Origin of the sequence: Syntrophomonas zehnderi OL-4, from assembly GCF_000983115.1 — a bacterium.
Taxonomy (GTDB): Bacteria; Bacillota; Syntrophomonadia; order Syntrophomonadales; family Syntrophomonadaceae; genus Syntrophomonas_B; species Syntrophomonas_B zehnderi.
Window position 1 is genome coordinate 21,696 of record NZ_CGIH01000004.1, and the last position, 24,938, is coordinate 46,633.

At 45.8% G+C, this 24,938-nt stretch carries 21 protein-coding genes and 3 tRNA genes; 20 read left to right on the plus strand and 4 right to left on the minus strand.

Annotation, left to right across the window (positions count from 1 at the left end; all coding sequences use genetic code 11):
• Positions 1-231: 231 nt before the first annotated feature.
• Positions 232-5,646: an S-layer homology domain-containing protein gene (locus tag AAV90_RS00660; RefSeq protein WP_046494746.1), complete on the plus strand. Its 5,415-nt coding sequence runs from the start codon at positions 232-234 to the stop codon at positions 5,644-5,646.
• A 379-nt stretch (positions 5,647-6,025) separates the two neighbouring features.
• On the opposite strand, the gene AAV90_RS00665 is transcribed toward AAV90_RS00660, so the two are convergent.
• Positions 6,026-6,319 (minus strand): putative quinol monooxygenase, encoded by a 294-nt coding sequence (locus AAV90_RS00665; RefSeq protein WP_046494747.1) that lies wholly within the window; start codon positions 6,317-6,319, stop codon positions 6,026-6,028.
• 226 nt (positions 6,320-6,545) lie between these two features.
• Here AAV90_RS00665 and trkA point away from each other — a divergent pair, with 226 nt between their 5' ends.
• Positions 6,546-7,901 carry a Trk system potassium transporter TrkA gene (gene trkA, locus AAV90_RS00670; protein ID WP_046494749.1) on the plus strand — a complete coding sequence of 452 codons (1,356 nt, stop codon included), beginning with the start codon at positions 6,546-6,548 and terminating at the stop codon, positions 7,899-7,901.
• Complete coding sequence (locus AAV90_RS00675; RefSeq protein ID WP_052729504.1) at positions 7,902-9,356, plus strand: TrkH family potassium uptake protein; 1,455 nt, start codon at positions 7,902-7,904, stop codon at positions 9,354-9,356.
• A gap of 42 nt (positions 9,357-9,398) precedes the next feature.
• Here the strand turns inward: AAV90_RS00675 and AAV90_RS00680 are convergent, their stop codons facing one another.
• Positions 9,399-9,992 (minus strand): TVP38/TMEM64 family protein, encoded by a 594-nt coding sequence (locus AAV90_RS00680; RefSeq protein WP_046494751.1) that lies wholly within the window; start codon positions 9,990-9,992, stop codon positions 9,399-9,401.
• A 245-nt stretch (positions 9,993-10,237) separates the two neighbouring features.
• Here AAV90_RS00680 and AAV90_RS00685 point away from each other — a divergent pair, with 245 nt between their 5' ends.
• The 14 genes from AAV90_RS00685 to AAV90_RS00750 all read left to right on the plus strand — a co-directional run bounded on the left by AAV90_RS00685 (position 10,238) and on the right by AAV90_RS00750 (position 20,899).
• On the plus strand, positions 10,238-10,960 hold the full coding sequence (locus tag AAV90_RS00685; RefSeq protein WP_084691423.1) for a CvpA family protein: 723 nt from the start codon (positions 10,238-10,240) through the stop codon (positions 10,958-10,960).
• A gap of 82 nt (positions 10,961-11,042) precedes the next feature.
• On the plus strand, positions 11,043-12,431 hold the full coding sequence (locus tag AAV90_RS00690; RefSeq protein ID WP_198142787.1) for an aminopeptidase: 1,389 nt from the start codon (positions 11,043-11,045) through the stop codon (positions 12,429-12,431).
• A gap of 31 nt (positions 12,432-12,462) precedes the next feature.
• Positions 12,463-13,503, plus strand: coding sequence for a selenide, water dikinase SelD (selD, locus tag AAV90_RS00695; protein ID WP_084691424.1), 1,041 nt, complete (start codon positions 12,463-12,465; stop codon positions 13,501-13,503).
• Between the two features lie 66 nt (positions 13,504-13,569).
• Positions 13,570-13,779 (plus strand): DUF951 domain-containing protein, encoded by a 210-nt coding sequence (locus tag AAV90_RS00700; RefSeq protein WP_046494757.1) that lies wholly within the window; start codon positions 13,570-13,572, stop codon positions 13,777-13,779.
• An 83-nt stretch (positions 13,780-13,862) separates the two neighbouring features.
• Positions 13,863-14,075: a hypothetical protein gene (locus tag AAV90_RS00705; RefSeq protein ID WP_046494759.1), complete on the plus strand. Its 213-nt coding sequence runs from the start codon at positions 13,863-13,865 to the stop codon at positions 14,073-14,075.
• A gap of 203 nt (positions 14,076-14,278) precedes the next feature.
• Positions 14,279-14,572, plus strand: coding sequence for a 30S ribosomal protein S6 (rpsF, locus tag AAV90_RS00710; protein WP_046494761.1), 294 nt, complete (start codon positions 14,279-14,281; stop codon positions 14,570-14,572).
• Positions 14,573-14,596: 24 nt separating this feature from the next.
• A complete protein-coding gene (locus AAV90_RS00715) occupies positions 14,597-15,043 on the plus strand; it encodes a single-stranded DNA-binding protein (protein WP_046494763.1) in 447 nt (148 codons plus the stop codon).
• Positions 15,044-15,070: 27 nt separating this feature from the next.
• Entirely contained in the window at positions 15,071-15,295 is a 225-nt protein-coding gene (gene rpsR, locus AAV90_RS00720) for a 30S ribosomal protein S18 (protein WP_046494764.1), read from the plus strand.
• 129 nt (positions 15,296-15,424) lie between these two features.
• Entirely contained in the window at positions 15,425-15,757 is a 333-nt protein-coding gene (locus AAV90_RS00725; protein ID WP_242847451.1) for a MazG-like family protein, read from the plus strand.
• 4 nt (positions 15,758-15,761) lie between these two features.
• Positions 15,762-16,724: a DUF2232 domain-containing protein gene (locus tag AAV90_RS00730; RefSeq protein WP_046494766.1), complete on the plus strand. Its 963-nt coding sequence runs from the start codon at positions 15,762-15,764 to the stop codon at positions 16,722-16,724.
• Complete coding sequence (gene rplI, locus AAV90_RS00735; protein ID WP_046494767.1) at positions 16,725-17,171, plus strand: 50S ribosomal protein L9; 447 nt, start codon at positions 16,725-16,727, stop codon at positions 17,169-17,171.
• Positions 17,172-17,246: 75 nt separating this feature from the next.
• Positions 17,247-19,166 carry a Lon family ATP-dependent protease gene (lonC, locus tag AAV90_RS00740; protein WP_052729505.1) on the plus strand — a complete coding sequence of 640 codons (1,920 nt, stop codon included), beginning with the start codon at positions 17,247-17,249 and terminating at the stop codon, positions 19,164-19,166.
• A gap of 154 nt (positions 19,167-19,320) precedes the next feature.
• The gene (locus AAV90_RS00745; protein WP_046494769.1) at positions 19,321-20,595 is read left to right on the plus strand and encodes an adenylosuccinate synthase; all 1,275 of its coding nucleotides are present in this window, start codon (positions 19,321-19,323) and stop codon (positions 20,593-20,595) included.
• Between the two features lie 229 nt (positions 20,596-20,824).
• Positions 20,825-20,899, plus strand: a tRNA-Val gene (locus AAV90_RS00750).
• Positions 20,900-20,966: 67 nt separating this feature from the next.
• Here the strand turns inward: AAV90_RS00750 and AAV90_RS00755 are convergent.
• Positions 20,967-21,989 (minus strand): ketopantoate reductase family protein, encoded by a 1,023-nt coding sequence (locus AAV90_RS00755; protein WP_046494771.1) that lies wholly within the window; start codon positions 21,987-21,989, stop codon positions 20,967-20,969.
• A gap of 125 nt (positions 21,990-22,114) precedes the next feature.
• Positions 22,115-23,722: a long-chain-fatty-acid--CoA ligase gene (locus AAV90_RS00760; protein ID WP_046494773.1), complete on the minus strand. Its 1,608-nt coding sequence runs from the start codon at positions 23,720-23,722 to the stop codon at positions 22,115-22,117.
• Between the two features lie 708 nt (positions 23,723-24,430).
• Here AAV90_RS00760 and AAV90_RS00765 point away from each other — a divergent pair.
• From AAV90_RS00765 to scfA, 3 genes are all read left to right on the plus strand, one after another.
• Positions 24,431-24,506 (plus strand) — tRNA-Asp (locus AAV90_RS00765).
• 12 nt (positions 24,507-24,518) lie between these two features.
• Positions 24,519-24,593: transfer RNA gene (locus tag AAV90_RS00770), tRNA-Gly, on the plus strand.
• Positions 24,594-24,749: 156 nt separating this feature from the next.
• Positions 24,750-24,893 (plus strand): six-cysteine ranthipeptide SCIFF, encoded by a 144-nt coding sequence (scfA, locus tag AAV90_RS14310; RefSeq protein WP_242847452.1) that lies wholly within the window; start codon positions 24,750-24,752, stop codon positions 24,891-24,893.
• Positions 24,894-24,938: the final 45 nt, after the last annotated feature.

Here is a 24,938-nt window from a genome sequence, read left to right on the forward strand (position 1 = left end):
AGACAAAATAACAATAAAACTCTACAAATAGTAACGGATTTGTATTACAATTGACCTATTAATGGAAACGGGAGTATGCAAAAGAAAGACACAAATCGCAACCCGCATCCCGGAAGGTGACGGACAGGAAAACCGTACCCCATTCAATAACGGAGGTGATAGCTCAATACGGACAAGCAGTTTTATCCTATAGCACTAATCTAAAGGAATTGTAAAAAGGAGGGTTTTAACTTGTACAGTCTGATTCACAACCAGAAGCGCCTGAGCTATCTGGTAGCAATTGTATTTATGCTTACGCTGGTCTTTACCCCAGGGGATTCAGCCTGGGCCAACCCCGCAAAACTTAAGGATATCCAGGGTCATTGGGGCCAGGCCACGATTGAAGCAATGGCAGAAGCGGGCATAGTCAGCGGTAATCCAGATGGCACCTATGATCCGGAAGGGAAAATTAGCCGTTCCCAATTTGCCACCCTAATAGTAAAAGCCTACAATCTGAAAGGCAGCGGGAAAATTTTTACCGATACCGCTTCCCATTGGGCTAAAGACTATATCGCCATAGCCAATGCCAATGGTATCGTCAGCGGTTACAGCGACAGCAGGTTTGGGCCGGACGATCCCATTACCCGTGAGCAAATGGCGGTAATGATCGTTAAAGCAGCCCAACTTGCACCGTCTGCGGCAGCCGTAAATTTGCCCGACCAAGACCAAATATCAGCTTGGGCGCTTTCTGCTGCAGCGACTGCCTATGCCCATAATATTATAAAAGGCATGCCGGACGGACGTTTTGCTCCGCAGGATTTTGCCACCCGCGCCCAGGCAGCCGTGGTAGTCTATGCAGGCCTAAAAACCCAATCGCCTCCTCCGGCTCCTGCAGAGAATTACAACCTATTTGACAAAGCTGGAAAGTACGGGCCGACAAGCGGAACTATAACCGTTAACGGCAATGTTACCGTAAAAGCCCCTGGTGTTACCCTGCAAAACCTGGTCATAAAAGGCGACCTCATTATCGCCCAGGAAGTCGGAGACGGCGATGTTACCTTAAATAACATCAAAGTTGAAGGCAAGACCTACGTCCGTGGCGGAGGTTCAGACAGCATCCACATCAAGGGCGGACAATACAGCGAAATTATCGTGGAAAAAACCGCCGGCGGACAGGTGCGTATCGTGCTTGTTGATACCCAGGGTGTTAAAGTAACTTTGGCTGAAAATGCTAAAGGCGAGGAAATAATCCTTCAAGGAGAAATCAAAACCGTTACGGTCAAAGCCGACCATGTAAAAATCACCACCCAAGGTGCCACCACCATTACAGAATTCAGAGTTGCAAGCGGTCTTACCGGTATTAACATCGACCTTGGCAAAGACAGCACCGTAAAAGAAATGCTTCTGGATTCCAAAGTAACCGTCACAGGTGAAGGAAAGATTAAAGAAGCCAGCGGCAGCCAAGCCAAGGAATCCAGCTTTGCCAGACAGCCGGATAAAATTACTGCCCCGAGCGTCGGCGGTGGAGGCGGTGGCGGGGCTAGCACCCCGGGGACTAATTACAGTTCCATCAACAAAGCGGGAACCTATGGCCCGGCTTCTGGAACTGAAACCGTTAACGGCAGTGTTACCGTAAAAGCTAAGGGAGTAACCCTGCAGAATCTGGTCATAAAAGGCGACCTCATTATCGCCCAGGAAGTCGGGGACGGCAACGTCACCCTGAACAATATAAAAGTTGAAGGCAAGACCTACGTCCGCGGCGGGGGTAAAGACAGTATCCACATCAATGGCGGACAATACAGCGAAGTCATTATAGAAAATACTGCCACTGGCGGAGTGCGTATCGTGGTAGTTAATAACCAGGGCATCCAGATAACCTTGGCCGCAAGTGCCACAAACGAGCAAATTATCTTAAGCGGCAGTATAGGAACCGTTACCGTCAGAGCCGAAGGTGTAAATATCACCACCCAGGCTGGCAGCCAAATCGGCCAGCTTAATATTCCAGAGGGGCTAAATAACGTTAATATTAACCTTGCCGCGGGCAGCACCGTCAACGAAATGGTGCTTGATTCCAAGGCCTCTGTCACTGGAGGCGGGACAATTAATGAAGCCAGCGGCAGCAAAGCAGATGATTCCACTTTCAGCAAAAACCCTGAAAAAGTCATATATAATGCTGACTTTTCAGCCGTAAACAGTTTCGGCATCCATGCGGACAGAGTTTATGCCGGATATGAGCTAAAAGACAAAGACAATAAGAGGATCGACTTAATAGCCAGCAACATTAATAAAATGACAGTATTAGAGCCGGGGACAACAGAAGCTAAAAACTTAACCGTAGGAAATGATAACGACCCGCTGCTGTGGTTTAACGTAGAAAAAGCCGCCGGTGACTACAAATACACCGTAGAAACCATAGCCGGAAAAACCTACGCAGCAACCTTGAAATGGTCTGTACCCAAGACCGCCACCTGGGAATCAACTGGTCGGGAAGGAACCAGACCCGGCACCAGCGATACCTATGTAGAATACAAACTGATGGATGGAACAAATCCTATATCCCTTAAAGTAGGCGAGGCTAAACTATTTGCCAGCAAAACTGACGACAAATGGAAGAGCCACGAACTTAACACAGACGAAACACTGTGGATCAAAAAAGATGTAAGCGGAACCTTCACCTACTTTATAGTAGACAAAGATGGTGCAATGTATAAGACCACATTGGAATATACAGTGCCGGTAGTCCCAGACCCAGAGGTATCCGGAACCATCACCCGTGGTGATAGCACAGGCGGAGACTTAACATTTAATGTTGAAGGCGACACAATTAAATTTACCGCAGGGGAAATCAAATGGTATGACGCAGATCCAAGTGTAGGTAGAAACGAAGCAGGAAATCGTGTAGGCGTAAGGATTAATGCACCTGCAGATTTCAATACCGATGCAGTTAAAGTAACAATCGGAGCAACAACTTACGATTGGAAAGATATCAAAGATGGCGATAACTACTTCTTGTGGTATCCATTAGTAACAGAAGCTAACAAAGTATTCACAGCAACAGTAGTTTGGAATGGCAGCTCAACTCAAGAATTTACAGTAGACACTACAGGAACGACCTTAGAAGCTGCACCAGTAATACCAGACCCAGCAATAGAAGCCACCTTTGTATCAACCAATAATGTAGGCATAGCTCCTGATACAGCAGGAGAAGCAGCAGGCAAGATTTTTGCAGAGTACAAACTGACTGCTGAAGGCGCAGATGTATCCTTAGCCGCAGACAACATTGGCAGCGAAGGCTATATCAAAGTAAAATTCGGCGAAAATGGAGAATGGACAAATCTAACCGCTAATACCGATGCCACCCTGTGGTTTAACGTAGAAGCAGCAAACGGTGTACGCTCCTATGAAGTTAAGACCAAAGATGACAAAGTATACAATGCAACCTTAAATTGGAACGTGGCAATCAAGAACGCCACCTGGCAAGCAACCGGCGGAGAAGGCCAGCATGAAGGAAAAACCTATGTAGAATACAAACTGATGGACGGAACAAATCCTATATCCCTTAAAGAAGGCGAAGTTAAACTAATTGCCAGCAAAGATTCAGAAGGCAAATGGGAAGAGTTAGAAGCAAATACCGATGCAAACCTGTGGTTTAACAAAGCCAAAGCAACAGGAAATTATGACTTCTTCGTAGTAACCAGTGGGAATGTAATGTATAAGGCGACACTGGGTTGGACAGCACCAGATACCGAAGCACCAAAGCTTGGCGAAGTAACATTAACCAATGATAAAGATGGCAACCTAGTATTAACAGTAACGGCAACTGACAACGGTCAATTAGCAAGCCTGGAAGTAGACCATAGCTTAGATAGTCAAGGCGTACCGGAATTTACAGTAGGCACAGAAGACGTAAAAGACGAAACGACTGGAGCAAGTTCAACATTTAAAAATGGCACATGGATAATGAATTTTGGCCAACAAATGAGTGCACTTGTAAGGGAAAAAGCTAATGGAAAAATAACCTTCTATTTTGTCATCAAGGACGTTGCAGGTAATCAGTTTGGTGATATGTACAATGTAACTCCTGAAATGACAAAAACATTGGATGTACCCCAAGCTACCCAACAGTACCATACCTACAAGTTTAATATTGAGGGCTTGGCTACGGAGTATGTTGTCAAAGACGCCTTGACAAACCCGACGGATGATAGCTTTTCCGGAATGAATTCCATTAAGCTGAGCATCGTGGTAGATAACCAACAAGACAAGGCTTATGGCGGCAATGTGCGAGTAGCGGCGGTAGGTGCAAAAAACCTGCAGCTATGGGCCAAGGATACAGCCAATAAATGGTGGGACATCAACGTAGTCGGCTGGGGGCCGGAGTCAGGTTTCCCCATTACCGATGCAGTAACCGATGTCTATGTCGTAGCTACATCGGTCTTTGACGGTGACGTAACCTTGAAGTTGGTAGACGTTACCGGCCAATATGGTGCAACCGATAACACCATTATTAATCAAGCAGTGGCGTTTAAAGCCGTAGTTGACCCGGCGGCCCTGGCAGCAGTGAATTCTTACCTAACGTCGGATAATTATGTCTACGCCAATGCACCTGGAGCCCTAGAAGGCTACTTAGCTACCTTGGGCATGGCTATTGGACAAGACAGCGATTATGCGAAACTGCAGACAGCAGAGTACAACCGCAAGACAGCAGTATTTAAGGATTTGTATGATAACAAACCGAATGACGGTTACGACCCGGCTACCTTAAAGACGTACTTTAATGAAATGGTAGCCACAAGATTAGTAACACAGGCGTCCATGGATAAAGTAAACAATGCCAAAAATATTGAAGCCCTTGACGGCATCTCTTATGTGACCATCTTGCTAGAACAATTTGGAAAAGTAACATACGGGAAGCATTCAGGCATACCGGTTGAGACCAAGAAAGCTACACTGCAGGATCTGGTAAACAGATATAATGCTCTGGATACGGATGATAGTAAAGTAGCGGTATTGCAGATAGTGTTCGATGGCAGAATCTATCCCAGATCTCAGGCTACCACTGACAAACTGGCAGCAGCATTGACCGAGGTAGAAGAAGGGGCAAAAACAGAAGCATTAGAAGCCTTTAACGGTATAACAGGAACATTTGCCGACATCCAAGTGCTAAAAGATAATGCAGGCGCATTAGGTCTTGACCTTACAGACTTTAACACCTTAGACGATAAAACAGGTCAACAAGGTGGAAGACAAACGGCTGTAATGATAGACATTTCCAACAACAAGCCTGATGGTGGATACACTATTAAAAATGTTAAGGAGTTGTTTGACAGCATTGTCACGGTCAGACTTGCCACCCAGCAATCAATGAACTTGGTAAACACCAACGGAGAACCTAAAGATATTAAATTCGTTCAAATTCTATTAACTGCGTTTACCAATGCCAAGCATGAAAACCATGGTAGTAGTTCAACTATAAGCGCGAAGAAAGAAGAAATGCAGGGGCTAGTAGGTGACTTTAACGCATTAGGCGAAGGTGATGCCCAAGCGGCGGTGCTGCAGGCTGTAAGAGAAGCCAAAGGAGACGGTTTCCTGAGAGCAAGCGCACCAACCAACGAGTTAAGAAAAGCAATTGATAAAGTAAAAGCTGATAACGGAGTTGACAAATAGAAACCACCAATCATAACCAGCCACGGGGACGGCGGTTCTCGTGGCTGGTTATGAATATTTGGGTCGTAAGGAGTGGCCGGGGGGAGGAATAGTAATGGCGGAAAAAGCACGAGAAGGCTTATCGTATATCTGTCGGTGGTGGCAGGGAAAATGCTATGCAAATTAAGACCAATCGCTTTGAAGAGCTGTTTTAGATACCCCGATACCACCCACCAAGCCTGCCAAGGGAAGCCAGCCGCGAGAACCGTCCCCGTGGCTGCTCTGAAATTTAGGTAGGCCAGAATATTTTGTAAAATCAACTATTTTGCTCGTTGATTACTGCAAGATACCCCCGGAAAACATTTTTTCCGGGGGTATCTTATATATGATATGTATTTTGTTAGATGGAGGCGATTTCCTCATAAATGGTAATCTGAGGTTTGGCTTCCAGGAGACCGGCAATTTGGGCGGAGAATTCTTTAAAATAGGGAGTGGAGCCGTGATAATCCAGGGCCGCTTTGTCCTTATACATTTCATAGAACATGAATTGCCCGGGGTCGCCTTTAGCGCGGTGGAGCGTATATCTTACCGTTCCTTCTTCTTCCTGCACCTTGGGTATAATAGTCTTTAGGACTTCTTCCAGTTCTTTTTCCTGGCCGGGTTTGGATTTAAAAATGGCTGTGATAACGATCATTTAATAACCCCTCCTTGTTAACTAAGCCTTAAGGTTATTTCCTATTATGCTACGAAAAAGATATAATTACAAACGGGTATATAGGCGCTGCAGAAAAGCTGATTGAAAAAAAAAAAATTATATATATAATCAGTATGAAACAAACTATTGGCAGACCTTAATCAGACCAGATCTGCAGGTGGGGTTGCTCAATTTAAAAACAATTTTTATATTAGGTGGTTAGAAAATGAAGGCAATTATTATCGGTGCTGGTAAAGTTGGTTTTAGCATGGCGGAGCTTTTATCCAGCGAAAATCATGATGTAGTGGTGATTGAGCAATCTCGGGAAAGACAGCGGATAGTCGAGGAATCCTTGGATGTGCAGGTGGTGTATGGCAGCGGCTCATCTACTTCGGTGCTGGAGTATGCCGGGGTGCGTAGCGCGGATCTTTTTTTGGCGGTTACCGAGTACGATGAGCTGAATATGGTGGCCTGTCTGTTGGCTAAAAAGTATGGGGTAAAGTCGACCGTAGCCCGGGTGCGCAATCCTGAATACCTGGAAGTCAGAGATTTTGCCCTGAACGAGATTATGGGCATCGACCTGATCATTAATCCTGAACGGGTTACGGCCCAGGAGATATTTCGGATCGTGCGCAATCCCGAAGCTTTAAGTGTTGATTATTTTGCGGATGGCAAGGTACAGATGATCGAACTGGAACTAAAAGAGGGATCTCCTTTGCTGGGAAAAAGGATCAAAGACCTGGACAGTTCAGTTCCTTACAACATTGTATCCATAGCCCGCAAACATAAAATGCTGGTGCCCAGCGGTGAGGATGTTTTTCAGTTGGGCGACCATATTAATGTAATGGCTCAGACCCTGGAAATGAGGGAAGTAAAAAAGATTCTGGGGTTTCAATCCCGCAAGGTGGATAACGTAACGATTTTGGGCGGTGGGCGAACCGGCTGCTATCTGGCTCAGATGCTGGAGCATATCAGACCACCTATCCAGATTAAGATAATAGAAAAAGATCTGTTTAGAGCCCGGATGATCTCCGAAAAGCTTGATCATACTTTGGTAATCCACGGCGATGGCAGTGATTACCAGTTGCTGGAGTCGGAAAATGTCTCCAGCTCAGACATTTTTGTGGCAGTAACCGATGATGATAAGATCAATCTTTTGTGTGCCTTGATCGCCCGCAACCTTGGGGCCAAAAAAACGGTTTGCCAGATGAAGCGTACCGATGTGATGCCTCTGGTAAACCAGATAGGTATCGATGCCATACTAAGCCCGCGCCTGATTACGGCCGGAGCTATCTTAAAATATATGCGGGCCGGAAACATTATATCGGTCACCCTGTTTGGCGAAGACCGGGCGGAAATGCTGGAACTGCTGGCCCAGCCGGGAGCCAAGGCAGTCGGCAAAGCCTTAAAATATGTCAGATTACCGATGGGTTCCGTTATAGGGGCCGTAGTGAGGGAAGATCAGGTGATAATCCCGGATGGTAATTTTAAAATTAACCCCCATGATCGTCTCATGGTATTCTCCTTGCCGAAACATATTCGCAGGACGGAGCAACTTTTTTTAAATGGGGGCGGGAGATAAGTGATTCGTTTAAGGGTCTTACTTTCCAATCTGGGCCGTATGACCGTAATAATAGGCATATCCATGTTGACCTGTCTAATCTGGACACTGTCCTATAGGGAAAATATTACCGGGGGAATTATTCTGTCTGCAGGGATTACTATTGCTGTCGGGCTTATCCTGGTTTACGCTTTTAAAAATCAGGATAGCCTTAACTATAAGGAAGGCTTTGCAGTGGTGACCCTAGGTTGGCTGTTGGCCTCGATTTTTGGAGCCTTGCCTTACATGCTGACTGGCTACCTGCCGACTTTTGCCGATGCCTGGTTTGAATCGATGTCGGGGTTTACGACTACCGGGGCCAGTGTAATAACCGATGTAGAAGCACTGCCCAAAGGGCTGTTGTTTTGGCGCAGCCTGACCCAGTGGCTGGGAGGTATCGGCATCATAGCCCTTTTTGTGGCGATAATCTCCAATATTGGAGTAAGGGCCAATCAGCTCTTCAAGGCTGAAGTGCCAGGGCCGGTATCCGACAAGATCAGTCCGCGCATTCGGGAGACGGCCAAAACCCTTTGGAAAACCTATGCGGTATTGAGTTTAGCTTGTCTGTTGACATTGTGGGCACTGGGGATGAATTTTTTTGATGCCCTTTGCCATACATTTACCACCCTGTCCACGGGTGGTTTTTCTACTAAAAATTCCAGTATCGCTTTTTACAGCAGCCCTTTTATTCAATGGGCAATTATCATATTTATGTTTATCGGTGGAACAAACTTCGGTCTGCATTACATCACCTATAAAAAGCGCCGCCTGACCACGTATACGAAAGACAGTGAATTTCGGCTATATACTGCCATCGTTGTTGTGGCTACCTTGCTTATCGCGATTAACCTGGGAGATGACGGCGGCTTTCTAAAGGGTTTTGAAGAAAGCATCCGGATAGGCTGTTTCCAGGTGGTTTCAATAGTTACCAGTACCGGCTTTGCGACCACAGATTACAATCTATGGCCGTCCCAGGCGGGGATTATATTGCTCTTGATGATGTTTGTGGGCGGCTGTGCCGGTTCTACCGGTGGCGGCATAAAACCTGGCCGCTACCTGATTATAATGCAACGGACTGTCATTGAATTACGCAAAATGATCCACCCCCAAGCCATTATGCCCCAACGTTTTAGGGGCAGGGTATTAAATGACAATCTGATTATTAATGTATTCCAGTTCTTCTTTCTATATATTTTAGTGGTTGTTGTCGGCACGGTAGTAATGTGCTGGCTGGGGATGGATTTCTTAAGCGGTCTGACGGCTTCGGTCACCTGTATGGGCAATATAGGACCCGGTTTTGGGCAGGTCGGTCCCACCTCAAATTTTGCCATGGTACCGGCATTGGGTAAGTATGTATTATCTTTTGAAATGCTGATTGGACGTTTGGAAATATATCCGCTGCTGGTGATGTTGCTGCCAACTTTCTGGCATGAGTAGCAGCAGATTATATCGGCTTGGTTTTTCCCGGTGAGGGGCGGCTTACATTTCCTGGTGTTCTTCGGCGTGGCCCTTTAGGGACAGCCTGTGGGCTAAGAAGCGCAACCCCAGCAGAAATAGTATGGTGGCGGCCATGATTAAAAGTATGGTGTTAATATCCTGGGCATTAAACAGCGCCAGCCCCAACCCTGTATAGAGGATGGCTGTAGGTAGCTTGCCGATAGCCGAGGAGGTTACAAAAACGAAAAAAGATACGCCGCCCAGGGCTGCCGCCACATTAATTAAGGGGGTTGGCACAAACGGAATCAACCGCGATATCATAATACTCCAAAAAGCTACGGTGGGGTTGTGATTGTCGATATTATATCCATAACGGTTGTCAAGCCATTTTGCCAAAGGATTATAACCCAGCAGCCGACAGATCCAGAAGGCCAGGCAGGCTCCGCACAGAGCTCCGAACCAGGCCAGGAAAAAACCCAGTTTAAAACCAAACAACATACCGCCGGCGGCTGCCAATATAATGTAGGGAAAAACCGGCAGAGCCGCTTGGATCACAAATAATATAAATAGTACCAATGGTGCCCAGTGGCCAAATTGTTGGACGTAGTTGTTTAGAACTGTAAGGTTTTCAAACACTGAGGGTACCTCTTTTCTCCCACTTTAAACGTTCCCTATAGGAACGTTTTTTTGTCGCCTGCTTATTAATAAAGTCATTTACGGACGTTATTTACAACGTTATCAGTGTATCATAAACTAATAAAATTGCGGAACGCGGATTTTCAAAAAATTAAAACCTATACCGGCAATTACCTCCGGCTTGATAGCGCGGATAGTTTGACAGCTGAACCTGGAAGTATGGTAATCTAATAAATATCAGCCATATGCCAGGCTGGCGGTTGCAGTACCGGCATACTCAGAGCCAAGCTTTTTCGGTCTGCTCCGTTGTCAAAGCTGGAGGTGAACCGATAACCATGAACGCTTTTGACTATATGCTTCTGGCTCTTCTGGGGATCAGCGCCCTAAAGGGTTATAATCGCGGCTTCCTATCCGTGTTGGTAAGGTTTGCCAGCACCCTGGTCGCATTGTGCGCGGCGTTTTTTTTCCGACATGATCTGGCTGGTTACCTGGAAAAACAGTTTGGCCTTAAAACCATGCTGGCCCAGGCGGTAGCGGATAAATTCCCCCAGCCGAGTTGGGGAGATTTAAAATCGCCGGATTTGCTGCCCTCGCTGAAATCTTTGCCAATAATACAGGCACAGCTGGATTATTTCGCCGAACTGGTTGTAGTGGTAGTTTCTTTTATACTTTTATACATTATAATCAGTAAAGGGTTGCGTATTATATGGAAACTTATGGAGTCACCCTGGCGGCAGGGATTACTCGGCAAGATCAACCGCCTGGCTGGACTGCTGCTATTGGTATTGAAAGATCTGCTGATTATTGCTGTGCTGCTGGGTATATTATATCCTTTTGTACAAAGCGGTGCCAAAATTGGATTATCCGGGTTTGTTAACACCAAAATCTGGCTGGATCAATCCTATCTATTGCCTTATATTATGGATATTTTTGCCGGGTTGGAAACCCTGTTGAAGCCAGGTGCATAGATTAAGCGGCGCCTAGGAAGATTAGATAAGAGATACAGAACAGATGACTTTTAGGAAAAATCCAATGGAAGGGGCTAAAACAATGAAACTGAAAAAAAACAAAAAACCAGATGATTGCTGGAGCAAAATGACTGATGGAGACATTAAAAGCTGTAATTCCTTTAATGAAGGCTATATAGACTTTTTAAGCCGCATTAAAACCGAAAGAGAAGCCGTAATGTATATTAGTGAGCTGGCTCGCGAAAAGGGATTTAAGCCGCTGCGGGAGCTAAAAAATATTAAAGCCGGGGATAAGATATTGATAGAGCACAAGTCCAAGGTGGCATCTCTGGTGATAATTGGCAGTGATCCCCTTATTCAGGGGGTCAATCTAGTAGCTTCCCACATCGATTCACCGCGTTTGGATCTAAAGCCACGGCCGGCCTATGAGGCCGATGGATTAGCCCTGCTTAAGACCCATTATTACGGGGGGATTAAAAAGTATCAGTGGCTTTCCATTCCATTGGCCTTGCATGGGGTGGTCGCCAAAAAAGACGATTCCTTAATCCAGGTTGAAATAGGAGAAAAAGCTGAGGATCCGGTATTTACCATTGCGGATCTCCTGCCCCATCTGGCTAAAGACCAGATGGAGAAAAAAATGTCTGAAGCAGTCAGCGGAGAAGGCTTAAATGCCCTGGCGGGCAGCCGGCCATTAAACGATAAAGATGATGAGGCAGTAAAGGCCTTGGTTTTGGATATTTTGCGGCAACAATACGATATTGAGGAAGATGACTTTACCAGTGCCGAACTGCAATTTGTCCCTGCTTATGCAGCTCGTGAAATTGGACTGGATCGCAGTATGATAGGCGCGTATGGGCAGGATGATCGGGTCAGTGCTTATGCTTCTTTGATGGCTGCCCTGGAGATAAAAAAACCGCAAAAAACAGCGCTCTGCCTTTTTGTCGACAAAGAAGAAATCGGCAGCACCGGCAATACCGGCTTACAGTCCTTGATAATAGAAAATATTCTGGCCGAACTCATGCACAAGGCAGGCTACACAGATTATTACAGTCTGCGCCAGGCACTGGCAGGCTCATCGGCATTGTCGGCTGATGTAAATGCCGCGGTTGATCCGAACTATCCGGATGTATTTGAAAAAATGAATTGCAGTTTCCTAAACCGAGGGGTAGTCTTAACTAAGTACACCGGTTCACGGGGCAAATACGATTCCAATGATGCCAATCCCGAATTTCTAGCCCGGATTAGAAATCTTTTTGACGATGCCGGGGTGGTTTGGCAGGTGGGCGAATTAGGCAAAGTCGATATCGGCGGGGGCGGCACCGTGGCCCAATATATGGCCCGCTACGGAATGGAAGTCCTTGACTGCGGGGTGGCATTGTTGGGCATGCATTCCCCTTTTGAAGTTTCCAGCAAGGCCGATGTATATATGTCCTACAAGGGCTACAAAGCCTTTATGCAGGATTTCAAATAGATAACAATAAAAAAAACCGGGAGGTGAGAAAATGAGGACTGAAAAGAGGCTGACTGAAATGGTGCGGGCGGCCGGCTGAGCTGCCAAGATAGGTCCGGGGACCTTGGAAGATATTTTACATGGATTGATTTTGCCGGAAGATCCGGCTTTGCTGGTGGGCATTCATACCCGCGATGATGCCGGTATTTACATGCTGAGGGAAGATTTAGCCCTAATTCAGACCTTGGATTTTTTCACTCCGATGGTGGATGATCCCTATATATTCGGGCAAATAGCGGCGGCCAATGCCATTAATGACGTCTATGCCATGGGGGGGCAGCCGCTGACGGCCATGAACGTGGTGTGTTTTCCGCAGTGTGAAGATATGGGCGTATTAAGGGACATACTGGCGGGAGGATTAAGTAAGATCAAGGAAGCCGGTGCTTTGCTGGTAGGCGGGCACACGGTGGACGATAACGAACCCAAATATGGTCTGGCCGTATCCGGACTGGTTCATCCGCAGAACATTATCAGCAATAGTCAGGCCCGACCCGGGGACAACATCTATCTTACCAAACCCATCGGCAATGGAGTAGTGGCTACGGCTGTTAAAGCCGAGATGGCTGTCCCGGAGCATCTGGATGAGGCGGTAAAATGGATGACTACCCTTAATAAGGCAGGAGCCGAGGTTATGCAATCATCAGGCATAAAATCAGCCACAGACGTAACCGGCTTTGGTTTATTGGGACATCTGTTTGAAATAGCCACTGCCAGTGACGTGCAGGTGGAGGTATATGCGGAAAAAGTGCCACTTTTAGCCGGGGTCAGGGAATACGCTGGTTATGGATTGATTCCGGCAGGGGCGTACAGCAATCGTGAATACCTGCAGGACAAAGTTCGCTATGAACAGGAACTTGACGAAAATCTTCGCGATTTATTATTTTGCCCGGAAACGGCTGGGGGACTTCTGATAGCAGTCCCAGAAGACCAAGAGGAAGTTTTTCTAAAAAATATGGCCTTAAAAGGCTCTCCGGCTCATCAAATTGGCAAGGTTGTGGCGGAAAAATTCGCCCCCATGCGAATTATGCGCTAAGTACGCATTTAATACCAGCAGTTTATTTTTGCCTAAAAAAGCGCTCGAGAAGTTAGGGGGAGTTGGATGGAGAGAAAAGCATTTTACCTGGGTGATATAGTGCGTATGAAAAAGCAGCATCCCTGTGGCAGTTTCAACTGGGAAGTGATACGCATGGGTGCGGACATTAAGATAAAATGCCAAGGCTGTGGCCGGATGGTGATGCTGCCCCGCAGCGAATTTGAAAAAAAGATGACCCGGGTCATCACCCCGGCCCCGGCTCCTCCGGAAGACTAACCACCAAAAGCGCGTTCCCGTGCACATACCGATGACCTTACACATATACTGTAATAGTATTAGTATGAGCAGGGGGCGATATCATGACCTTGCAGCCCGTGGAAAAACAGTTCTCTACCGGTGATCTGGTAGTATTAAAGTCGTCCCGGAGGGACGAAAGATACTGCATTATTGGGTTTAAGCATAATCAGGAAAAACAGCAGGTAGCTATTTTAAAAGCGCTTTATAATGAAACCTATATCATAGAAAAACCCGTCAGCGAACTAAACACCCTTTTAATCAAGGGAAAACTCTAAAACGCAACAAGGGATACAAGGACACAAGGGGACGGTTCGAGACCCGCTGAATGGACTTTTCCAGTGGTCTCGGACGGTTCTCCGGTGTCCTTGTGTCCCTTGGGGTGTGCTTGCATCTCGGCTTCAATACTGGTATAATTCTATGGAAATCCCTGCCCCGGAGTATATTCGGGGCCGTTAGTCCAGAGGGAGGAGGTGTTTGAATGCGTGATTATGAACTGATGTATATCATCAAGCCTGACCTGGATGACGAAACTATAGCTGAAATCAAAGCCAGACTTTTAAAGATCATTGAAGATTTTGGCGGTGAATTCGTCAACGAAGTGCCGGGTTGGGGCAGAAAGCGCATGGCGTATAGGATAGAAGACTATGCTGAGGGTATCTATGTCTTGTGGAACTTCAAGGGAAAACCTGAAACAGTTGCAGAACTCGATCGGGTTATCAAGATATCTGACTATCTGTTACGCCATATCATTATTCGCAAAGATGAAAAATAGGTCTGATGGTTGGGGGGTCAAAAAATGTATAATCGGGTTATTATTATTGGGCGGCTGACACGCGACCCAGAACTAAGATATACACCCAACGGCACAGCAGTAGCTAGTTTCACTCTGGCGGTTAACCGCAAATACAACCGTGAAGAAACTGATTTTATAGATGTGGTAGCCTGGAGGCAATCGGCCGAATTCTGTGCCAACTACGGCAGTAAAGGTCGTTTGACCATGGTGGAAGGTCGCTTGCAGATACGCACCTATGAAACCCAGGAAGGGCAAAAACGCAAAGTGACCGAAGTGGTAGCTGACGAGCTTAAATTCCTGGACAAAGCCGGGACAAGTTCTGGTAGCGGTGGTTCTAGTCAGGCGGCTGGCCGCAAAGAAAGTACCGAATGGGAAGATCTGGGCAGGGAAGTCCGTTTGGAAGACATTGATATGATTGATAAACCCGAGGAAGACGAGATCCCCTTTTAAATCTCTATAGTATAGGAGGTTTGAGGCTTGAAAAAGGATAAACGCAAAAAAAGACGTCAGTGTAATTTCTGTGCTGATAAAATAGAAACGATAGACTACAAAGATTTAGCTAAATTGCGCCGGTATGTTACAGAAAGAGGCAAAATCCTGCCCCGCAGAATTACCGGGAATTGTGCCGTACATCAGCGCCAGTTGACGGTCGCCGTTAAAAGAGCCCGGATTATGGCATTGATGCCGTACACTCAAGAGTAGTATTTAATAAGCCCTCTTAAGCCAGGAGGGCTTATTTTTATATTATGAGATCATGTATCACCGTTTTAATGCGTTCAAGCAGGACTTTTACTCCACGTGAAGAAAAAACAAATGTGGAGGTGTCAGGATTTGAACATACGGAATAAAAATAAAGATTTAGATATTGCCACCAACCTCAAGGTGATAGAATGGCTTAAAGCTGAGTTGGTCGAATCAGTGGGGGCTTTATTAAAATCATTGTTGAAGGCTGGCAATGATGCCACCAGTGATGCACTGGCTACCATCATAATCGTTTGTTATATCCTGGGCAAAAGGGTCGGGATCAGCTTTCAGGCTATTGATATGCGGATTAGACATAAAATAAACACCAGCATCAATGATGCCCATGAAATAGAACAATGGTACGGGGATCTTTCGGATTTGCAGAAATACCTGGATAAGAAAGACAACAAAAAGAGGTGATACATTGCCGGCAGTCGTAAATATAGCTGTTTTGTCTTCGTTGGCCTGTCTGGCTATGGCTGGTTTGCCTGCCTTGGTTTTTATCGGGGGAATTTTCTGGGGAATCAGTCTGGTTTTGGGCGGTTATTACCTTAACCGGAATAAGTTGATTTTGGTGTTTGCCCTAAACCTGGTTCTTATCTATATGCTCTCTGGAGCTGCCAATCTGCTTTACGCCCTGGTGTTTTACGGCATACCCTCTCTCCTGATGGCGATATTGTTATCCATGCGAAAATCATATTATGAAATACTTGGTAAAGGCATGCTGGTAATGATTTTAAGCGTCGGCCTTTTTTTAGGAGTGACTTACCTGCAGCTGGGAGAAGGGGGTTTTGACGAATTACAAGCTAGAATCAAAAGCGGTATGCAGGAAAGTATAGATATGTCGGAAAAATCAGGGATATTTGAGTTTTACGAGAACCGGGGAATCAGCCGGGATGAAATTGAGACTGCGTTTGCAAATCTGGCCGAGACACTGCTTAATTATCTGCCGGCCTTTTTCTATCTGCAGGCTATCTTGGGTGTTTACTTAATCATCTTATTAAGTTCATTACTGGCCCGCAGAAGAAAGCTACAGGTTCTTGACAAACATCCTTTCAGCGAGGAGATTATGCCCTGGCAATTGGCCTGGGTGGTCATTGCCGGTTTGGCATGCTGGCTTTTAGGGCGGGAACAAATGCAGTTATTGTATTATATCGGGGCTAATATATTAGTTATTGTTGTACCGGTCACAGTCTACTATGGCTTGTCATATCTAGTTTACCAACTGCAGCATATGCGGCCCCAATATCGGGGCTGGCTGCTAGCTTTGCTGATTATAGTCTGTCTTTTCTTTTCCGTATCAGCCATTATTTTCATTGGTCTTATGGGGCTGTTTGATTCATTATTAGACTATAGAAAGCTACGTCAAAAGAAGGAGGGGACATAGATGAAAATTATTCTCACCCAGGATGTTAAAAAACTAGGCACACGCGGGCAGATTTTGGAGGTCTCGGATGGCTACGCCCGCAACTATTTATTGCCGAAGGGTTTGGCTGAGGAAGCTAATAAAACTCGCTTAAAAGAAATCCAGGAGCAAAACCTGCGGCAAGAAAAGAAAAAAAACCAAGAAAAAGAAAGTGCCGAGGAATTAAAACAAAAGCTCGATGGACAGTCTTTGGAGATAAAGGTAAAAACCGGCGGCAAAGACAAACTTTTTGGTGCCGTAACGGCCAAAGAGATCGCCGATGGGCTGCATGAAAAATTCGGCGTAGAAGTAGATAAAAAAAAGATAGAGGTAGGGGAAGCGATTAAGCATCTGGGGGAATTTAAGATCAAGATAAAGATTTATCCCTCGGTGCAAGCGGAATTAAACTTGATTGTAAGCAGCGAGTGATTCCGATCATCGAGGCCTAAAAAAGGTATACTATTTGATTGCAAGCAACAAGTAAAAATCCGGGAGGATTATATAGTGAAGCAGCTTAGGTTGAAAACGGATATGAGACAAAGAAATCAGCCCCAGCCTTTGGACTTGAAAATACGCGTAGATATATTAAAAAAGCAAACCCAACGATTATTTGGAACCCAGGAATTTATCATTCGGGCCAGCAAACTTGACGCAGTAGATATTTTAAACTCTCCCCGTCTAAAAGATCAGTTGCTGGCTTTACATAAAATATTGTCCGAGACGCCCACCATAAACGAGTTGCCTGGCAATCGGAGTCTGGAGGAAATAACAACCGAACTGGAAAACTTAGTGGCTGAGCAATACGCCCGGCAGGCCGTTGAAAAAAAGATGGAAGCGCGGGTACAGGAAAAGATGGAACAGGATTATAATCAATATGTCCAGGAGATCAGCCGCAAGGTAATAAAAGAGCAGACTAAAAGCTGTGAAAATGCCCAAACCTTAAAAAAACTGGGGCTTTTAGAGAAAATGGAATTTAACGGTCTGAACAGATCAGCATTTAATTTGCTAAGACCTGCTTGCCTGGAGGAACTGATCGGTCAGGAACAGGCGGTCAAGGCACTCCTGGCCAAACTTAACACACCTTATCCGCAGCATATTCTGTTGTATGGGCCTCCGGGAGTAGGCAAGACTACATGTGCACGGCTGGCCATGGATATGGTCAGAGGCAGCCAATACAGCGTTTTCAAGGAAAACGCCCCCTTTATTGAAGTCGATGGCACTACGCTGCGCTGGGATCCGCGGGAATCTACCAATCCGCTCTTAGGGTCGGTTCATGACCCTATTTATCAGGGAGCCCGGCGGGAATTGGCCGAAGAAGGTATACCTGAACCGAAACTGGGTCTGGTATCCGATGCCCACGGCGGTATATTATTTATTGATGAGATTGGGGAAATGGATCCGTATCTGCAAAACAAATTACTAAAAGTGATGGAAGATAAACGGGTATTTTTTGAATCGTCTTATTATGACCCACACGATGAAAGCATTCCCCAGTACATAAAAAAGATTTTCAATGAAGGGGTGCCGGCAGATTTTATTTTGATAGGCGCAACGACCCGTCCCCGGGAAGAAATAACCCCCGCTTTCAGATCACGCTGTATGGAGATATTTTTTGAACCGCTTAACCCGCAGCATATTAAACAGATAGTGGCCAACTCAGCCCGCAAACTGGGGGTTAAGATAGCCGATGATCTGCAGGATATTATCTGTAACTACAGCAATGATGGCAGAACCGCCAACATGATTTTAACCGATGCTTTTGGCATGGCCTTTAATGAAAATTCAGCTCAAGACGGTACAATCGTTTTGCAAAAAGAGCATATCCACGGTGCTATTCAAAACAGCCGTCTGACACCCCAGATGATCTGCCGAGTCTCCCGCCAGGCAGAAACCGGCAAGATATACGGTCTGGGTGTTAACGGTTATCAAGGATCGTTAATCGAGTTGGAGGCGATTGCTTTTCCTGCCGAGGGGCAACAGGGAAGCATCCAGTTTAATAATACCGCCGGTACCATGACGAAAGATTCGGTAGCCAATGCCGCTTCAGTATTTCGGAAACTGCATGGGTATAAGCTTAATAATTATGATGTACATATAAATGTCATCGGCGGAGGGCAGGTAGATGGCCCTTCTGCCGGGGCTGCCATATATTTGGCGATAAGCAGCGCCGTACAAGAAAAACCCGTTCGTCAGGATGTGGCGGTCAGCGGAGAGATTTCGATTCAAGGCCGGGTAAAACCTGTAGGCGGGATATACCAAAAAATAATCGGAGCACGGCAGGCCGGTATCAGCAAGGTATTAATACCACGCGATAATATTGCCGATATACCTACCGGCATTAAAGGCATTGAGGTTGTTCCGATCGGTGATATAAGCGAAGCCTATGAGCATATATTTGATTTGGCTAAAGAGAAGGCCAATTAGGTAAAATAATAGTTAAATAGCCTGCTAACAAAGGGGGTTAGTTGACACACTAAGCCCCTTTTGCTACTATTAGTTCGTTGGTGAGGTTTAAAAACCAGCCAACATTTCCTTGTATGGGAATATATCTAAACGAAATAAACCAGGGGGTGGGCCTATGTCAGCAGTAGTATTAGTAGGGTCCCAGTGGGGCGACGAAGGGAAAGGGAAAATCACTGATTTCCTGGCTGAAAAGGCTGACTGTGTAGTCAGGTATCAGGGAGGAAGCAATGCGGGACATACGGTCGAGGTGGCGCAGGAAAAATTCATGCTGCACCTAATTCCGTCTGGAATATTATATCCAAAAACAACTTGTGTAATCGGCAATGGGGTAGCTGTCGACATGGAAAAGGTCATTTCGGAGCTTAAAGGCCTGCAAGGACGCGGCATTGATACCAGCAATTTAAAAATCAGCAGCCGGGCCCCGTTAGTTTTGCCCTATCATAAAAAGATTGACGCGATAGAGGATCAATATAAAAAAATCGGGACTACCCAGCGGGGAATCGGACCAGCCTATACCGACAAAATAAGCCGGGTGGGTTTTCGTCTCTGCGACATATTATATGATTCGACCTTCCCGGCTCGCTTTAAAGCGGAGGTAGAACATAAGAATCAGATCTTGGAGAAGGTCTACGGCGAACCCGGTTTTAACGCGGAAGAAATCATCACCCAGGTAATGGAGCAGGCTTACAGCCTGGAAAAATACGTGACCGACACCTCCAAACTCGTCAACGATACGATCAAAGCAGGTCAAAAGGTACTGTTTGAGGGCGCGCAGGGGACTTTGCTGGATATAGATCACGGTACTTATCCGTATGTTACCTCTTCCAATCCTACCGCCGGTGGTGCCTGCCTGGGAGCCGGTGTAGGGCCAACCAGCATCAGTCGGGTATTAGGGGTAGTTAAGGCCTATACGACCAGGGTAGGAGAAGGTCCCTTCCCCACTGAGCTGCTGGATACGGACGGCGAACAACTGCGGCAAAAAGGTGCGGAATTCGGAACTACCACCGGGAGAGCCAGAAGGTGCGGCTGGTTGGATGCTGTCATTCTTCGTTACGCAGTGCGGGTTAACGGCCTGACCGACCTGGCTATCACCAAGCTGGATGTATTGGACAGTTTTGACCGGGTGAAAATATGCGTGGCCTATCGCTACAAAGGAAAACTGCTCCAGGAATTCCCAGACAATCTGGCCATATTAAATGATTGTGTCCCCGAGTATATAGAAATGGCCGGCTGGCAGCAAGACATCAGCAACATAGAAAACTATCAAGATCTGCCGCCCCAAGCCCAGGACTATATCGCCAAGATTGAAGAACTCACCGGCGTTAAACAAGCCCTGCTGGCCGTCGGCCCCAAAAGAAGCCAAACCATCGTAACCGACCATCTTTTTTAGACGCCCGGGGTTAAGAAGGCTGAAAAAATAAGATTTGTCATGCGAAAAGTTACAAACAAAGAAGCTTTTTTCAAAATGGATATTAGCAAAATTTTACTCACTCCCAAGGATTTTAGGCCAACAAAAAGACGTTTTTGGTTGGCCTTTTATATTTTAACAGATGCTTGCTCCCTTTAAATATTTGAATAATATTTAAACGGGTGCTAAAATAAAATCAATCCATTCAAAGGGGCGCGTAACTCAGCGGGAGAGTGCTACCTTCACACGGTAGAAGTCGTGGGTTCGAAACCCTCCGCGCCCACCATAAATGATTGAAATGATTGCATAAAAAAAGTTGGGTGTAACGCACCCAACTTTTTTATCGTTAACGGTTATTCCAGAGGTAATTCGGTGAGCTTGACCAGGTCAACGTTTAAGGGGGAGATTTTATATTTGCCTTCCCACATTCCCTGAACGATATCGACTACCTGTTTGTTCACCGGGGTGGCTACGTTGTACTTTTGGCCCCAATTGTAGATTATGCCGTTGTACGTATCTATTTCCGGTTCCCGGCCGCCTTCAATATCGTAGAGCATTCCGGTTCTGATATTGCGGTGGGGCCCCATCAGTTTTTGGAAGATGGGTATTTTTTGTTCAAATTCCTTCTGGGTATTATGATCCAGTAATCTAATATCAAAACCCTGAATCGGCTCGGGGGTTACATTGGCAGCCCTGGCAACAGCCAGAGATTCTTTCCAGATCTGGGCTGCACAGGCTAAGGCCTTGTTACTGTCTAATACGTCTCCGTAAGGCCCGGCAACTACAGCAGACATGGTGCTAAATGCAGAATTTATGGTTAGTTTCGTCCAGCGGATGCCGATTAAATTATTGGTCATTTCCGGCTGGCCGGCATTTTTAAGGATTTCATATACCTCGTGGAGGCGGGGGCTATCCTGGCCGTCCAGCTCACCCAGGTCATAGGACATTTTATCCGGTTCTGAAGTTAGCTTGGATACCCCAGGTTCCACCAGGGTTGCTCCCCAGCCTACGATACACCCCAATACCCGCTCTTTGCCGACCACTTCGGCTACGGCATCTTCGGGGATGCCATTTTGCATGCATACCACGGTACCGTCAGCTTTAAGGTTTTCCTTGACATATTTTAAGGCTGATTTGTTGTGGGTGGTCTTGGTCAGGTAGAGCAGATAGTCATATCCGCCCGTCATTTCATCGGGAGTAATCGCTTTTACCGGCTGGTTAAGTTCCATTAAGCCAGTTATCTGGGCACCCTTCTCGTTTAGGGCTTTAACGTGCGGAACGTTTACGTCAATTAAATCAATGTCATACCCATTTTTAGTAAGCATGGCCCCAATAACTGTTCCCAGTGAACCTGCTCCCATTATTCCCAATTTCATAGAAGAATACCTCCTTTGTATTTTTATCAGCATGGTTTGATTACTATGTTGATAAACTCAAGATATGGCAATGAATGTTTACCAGTTAACGCTGGCATTTTTTAAAACCCCGCATAAAATGCCGCCTAGGAATGCATTTTTCTCAGTTCCTGTTTTAGTATTTTACCGGTGGCATTACGCGGAATATCGTTGGTTATATCCACGAATTCGGGAATTTTGTACTTGGCTGTTTTATCTTTAAGGAAGTCCTTGATTTCATCGCCAGTAAGATCTACGTCCGGTTTGGGTACGACAAAGGCTTTTACCCTTTCGCCCAAGGCCTGATCGGGGATGCCTATTACAGCTACTTCGGCTACTTTGGGATGCCCTTCAATGACTATTTCAATCTCCCGGGGGTAGATGTTCTCGCCACCGCGGTTAATCATATCTTTCTTGCGGTCAACGATATAAATGTAGCCATCCTCGTCCATATAGCCTACATCACCAGTATGCAGCCATCCGTTCCTGATGGTTTCTTTAGTGGCTTGCGGTTGATTCAAGTAGCCTATCATATTGTATCCGCCTGAGGTGCATATTTCGCCGACTTCTCCGGCGGCCATTATTTTATTGTCATCATCCATAATTTCTACCGGCTGTCCAGGCATAGGCAGACCGATGGAACCCGGTTTTTTTATTCCGGCCGGGGGGTTAACGGAAGATAGCCCGATTACTTCGGTTAAGCCATAACCTTCTACGATATCTACGTTAAATTTCTCTTTAAAGCCTCTGATAAGCTCAACCGGGAGTGGGGCAGCGCCGCACATGGCATATCTTAATTTGAGTTTGGAACGATCAATCGTTTCAGGATCGATAGCGGTGTAAACATAGGAGTACATAGCCGGGACTCCCATTAAGACGGTAACCCCATAATCTAAAACTGTGGGCCAGAAATCGACCGGGGAAAAGGCTTTCCTGATACATAAGGTTTGTCCGCAGTAGACTACCGGATAGCTCCAAACACAAATGGGATTGGTGTGAAACATCGGCATTATAATCATCATTACGTCATTGCCTTGGAAGAGCTGAATCTTTGCCATGGATTGACTGATAAGAAGCTGTGCCCGGTTGGATGATAGAATACCTTTAGGTTTGCCGGTTGTGCCGGAGGAGTATAGTAAAAGGAAGGGATCATCTGGTGATTGAGGAACCAAGGCTTCATCATCAGGATATTTGGCCAGTATATCGCTTAGTACAGTTTCAGCAATATTGGCGGTGTGTTCTACTCCGGTAACGACTTCAACCACGATGGGTTTATGTGTAGCCTGGGCATAACCAGCCGCAAAATCCTGCATATATTCACTGCCAACGAAAGCAACTTTGGGTTTGGAATCATCCAGGACGTAGGCAATTTCCGGTCCTTTCAGCATATAGTTTATTGCCCCGGCAACAGCCCCCAGTTTTTGAGCACCAAACATAGTATAATAGATTTCGGGTGAATTCAAAACCATTACCGATACCACATCACCCTTGGTAACGCCTTTTTCCTTCAGATAGTTGGCTACCCGATTAGCCCGCTGATTAGTCTGAGCGTAAGTTATTACCTGATCGTAGAATAGGACGTGATTTGCATCCGGTTTTTCTTGAACCCTGGTGTAGAACATTTCAGCGATACTGTTAAATTCCAGCTTCCTTCCTTGTAAGAAAGGTGCTTCTTCTAATGTTATGGTTGGAAATTCAAGTCTTTTTCCGCTCATCGTTTAACCTCCTTAATATGGATAAAGGTGTAATTATTTAATTTTAAAATCTTCCCGAGCCGTTATTTTCGGGATTTTGGACCCAACAAGTTGCATCTTGGGGTCATATCGAAAAAACACTAAGCCATTGGTGACCAGGGGTGGTAGCCTTGGGGTGGTAGAAGTAAGTCTTCATTTTATGATCAGCCAATGGCTTCCAAAATGTTTGCAGCCCGTATCCAGGTTGTTGGCAGTAGCGTATAGATACTTTAAAACTGCAGGTTATAGGCGTCAGCTTTTTTGGCAGCTTTGCTGCATTACTGTCTGGTATGTACGGCGCTGCAAATCTACCAAAACCATAATCCTCCTTTCCACATAATGCGCTTTCGGGTATTATTTCATAATTACGCAATTATTATGCCAGTAACAGTTTAATTTATAAAAAGTCAGGTATGAAGGCTGATTTTTAGCCCGGTCAAGCCACTCATTTCAATGACAGGCAAGGTTTTTCTTAAGGACAAAATAAATACGTTATTGTAATAATAATAACAGATATTTACAAAATAGTTGACTCAAATTGACGCATTTTGACGAAAACGGGCGACACATACTGTGTCAATTATAAGATAAAAACAATGCTGGCGAAACCTATTCCCGCAATTCCTTTTACAGGGAATTATCCCTTGCGCAATTAAGCGTTCTGTGATACCATATTTCTGCGAGTAATGCGGAGCCGTGGTGTAGCGGTTAACATGCCGGCCTGTCACGCCGGAGATCGTGGGTTCAAATCCCATCGGCTTCGCCAGTTTTAAAATGAGCGGGAGTAGCTCAGTGGCAGAGCACCGGCTTCCCAAGCCGGGTGTCGAGGGTTCGAACCCCTTTTCCCGCTCCATAATCCAGGTATAGTAACAGACGCGGATAACGCAGCAACCTTAGTAGCGGAGGTAATTCGCTACGGGGGTTTGGAATGTATAAACCTTCAATCTGTGGCTATCTAATTACCATTGTTTCGAAGGTGTAAACTTAATTCAGGAAGGGGGTAAGGAGTTTGTCAAAACATATGACGATGGTTGTTAAGCCTAGTCTTAAAAGAGATAAAGAATCTATAAACTGCCGGGAATGTGCCACCTCTTGCCAGTCGGCCTGTAAAACTTCTTGTACGGTTGGAAATCAGAACTGTAAAAATCAGTAATTAATTATAGATAAGAGCGGGGCGCAAGCCCCTTTTTTGTGCCTT

Bases quoted from the DNA above. Each gene is read 5' to 3' on its own strand.
- AAV90_RS00665 (WP_046494747.1), bottom strand. From the start codon at position 6,319: ATGATCGTTATCACAGCCATTTTTAAATCCAAACCCGGCCAGGAAAAA.
- AAV90_RS00685 (WP_084691423.1), top strand. From the start codon at position 10,238: ATGCCAGGCTGGCGGTTGCAGTACCGGCATACTCAGAGCCAAGCTTTT.
- rplI (WP_046494767.1), top strand. From the start codon at position 16,725: ATGAAAATTATTCTCACCCAGGATGTTAAAAAACTAGGCACACGCGGG.
- AAV90_RS00715 (WP_046494763.1), top strand. From the start codon at position 14,597: ATGTATAATCGGGTTATTATTATTGGGCGGCTGACACGCGACCCAGAA.
- AAV90_RS00700 (WP_046494757.1), top strand. From the start codon at position 13,570: ATGGAGAGAAAAGCATTTTACCTGGGTGATATAGTGCGTATGAAAAAG.
- AAV90_RS00690 (WP_198142787.1), top strand. From the start codon at position 11,043: ATGAAACTGAAAAAAAACAAAAAACCAGATGATTGCTGGAGCAAAATG.
- AAV90_RS00755 (WP_046494771.1), bottom strand. From the start codon at position 21,989: ATGAAATTGGGAATAATGGGAGCAGGTTCACTGGGAACAGTTATTGGG.
- AAV90_RS00705 (WP_046494759.1), top strand. From the start codon at position 13,863: ATGACCTTGCAGCCCGTGGAAAAACAGTTCTCTACCGGTGATCTGGTA.
- trkA (WP_046494749.1), top strand. From the start codon at position 6,546: ATGAAGGCAATTATTATCGGTGCTGGTAAAGTTGGTTTTAGCATGGCG.
- AAV90_RS00745 (WP_046494769.1), top strand. From the start codon at position 19,321: ATGTCAGCAGTAGTATTAGTAGGGTCCCAGTGGGGCGACGAAGGGAAA.
- AAV90_RS00760 (WP_046494773.1), bottom strand. From the start codon at position 23,722: ATGAGCGGAAAAAGACTTGAATTTCCAACCATAACATTAGAAGAAGCA.
- rpsF (WP_046494761.1), top strand. From the start codon at position 14,279: ATGCGTGATTATGAACTGATGTATATCATCAAGCCTGACCTGGATGAC.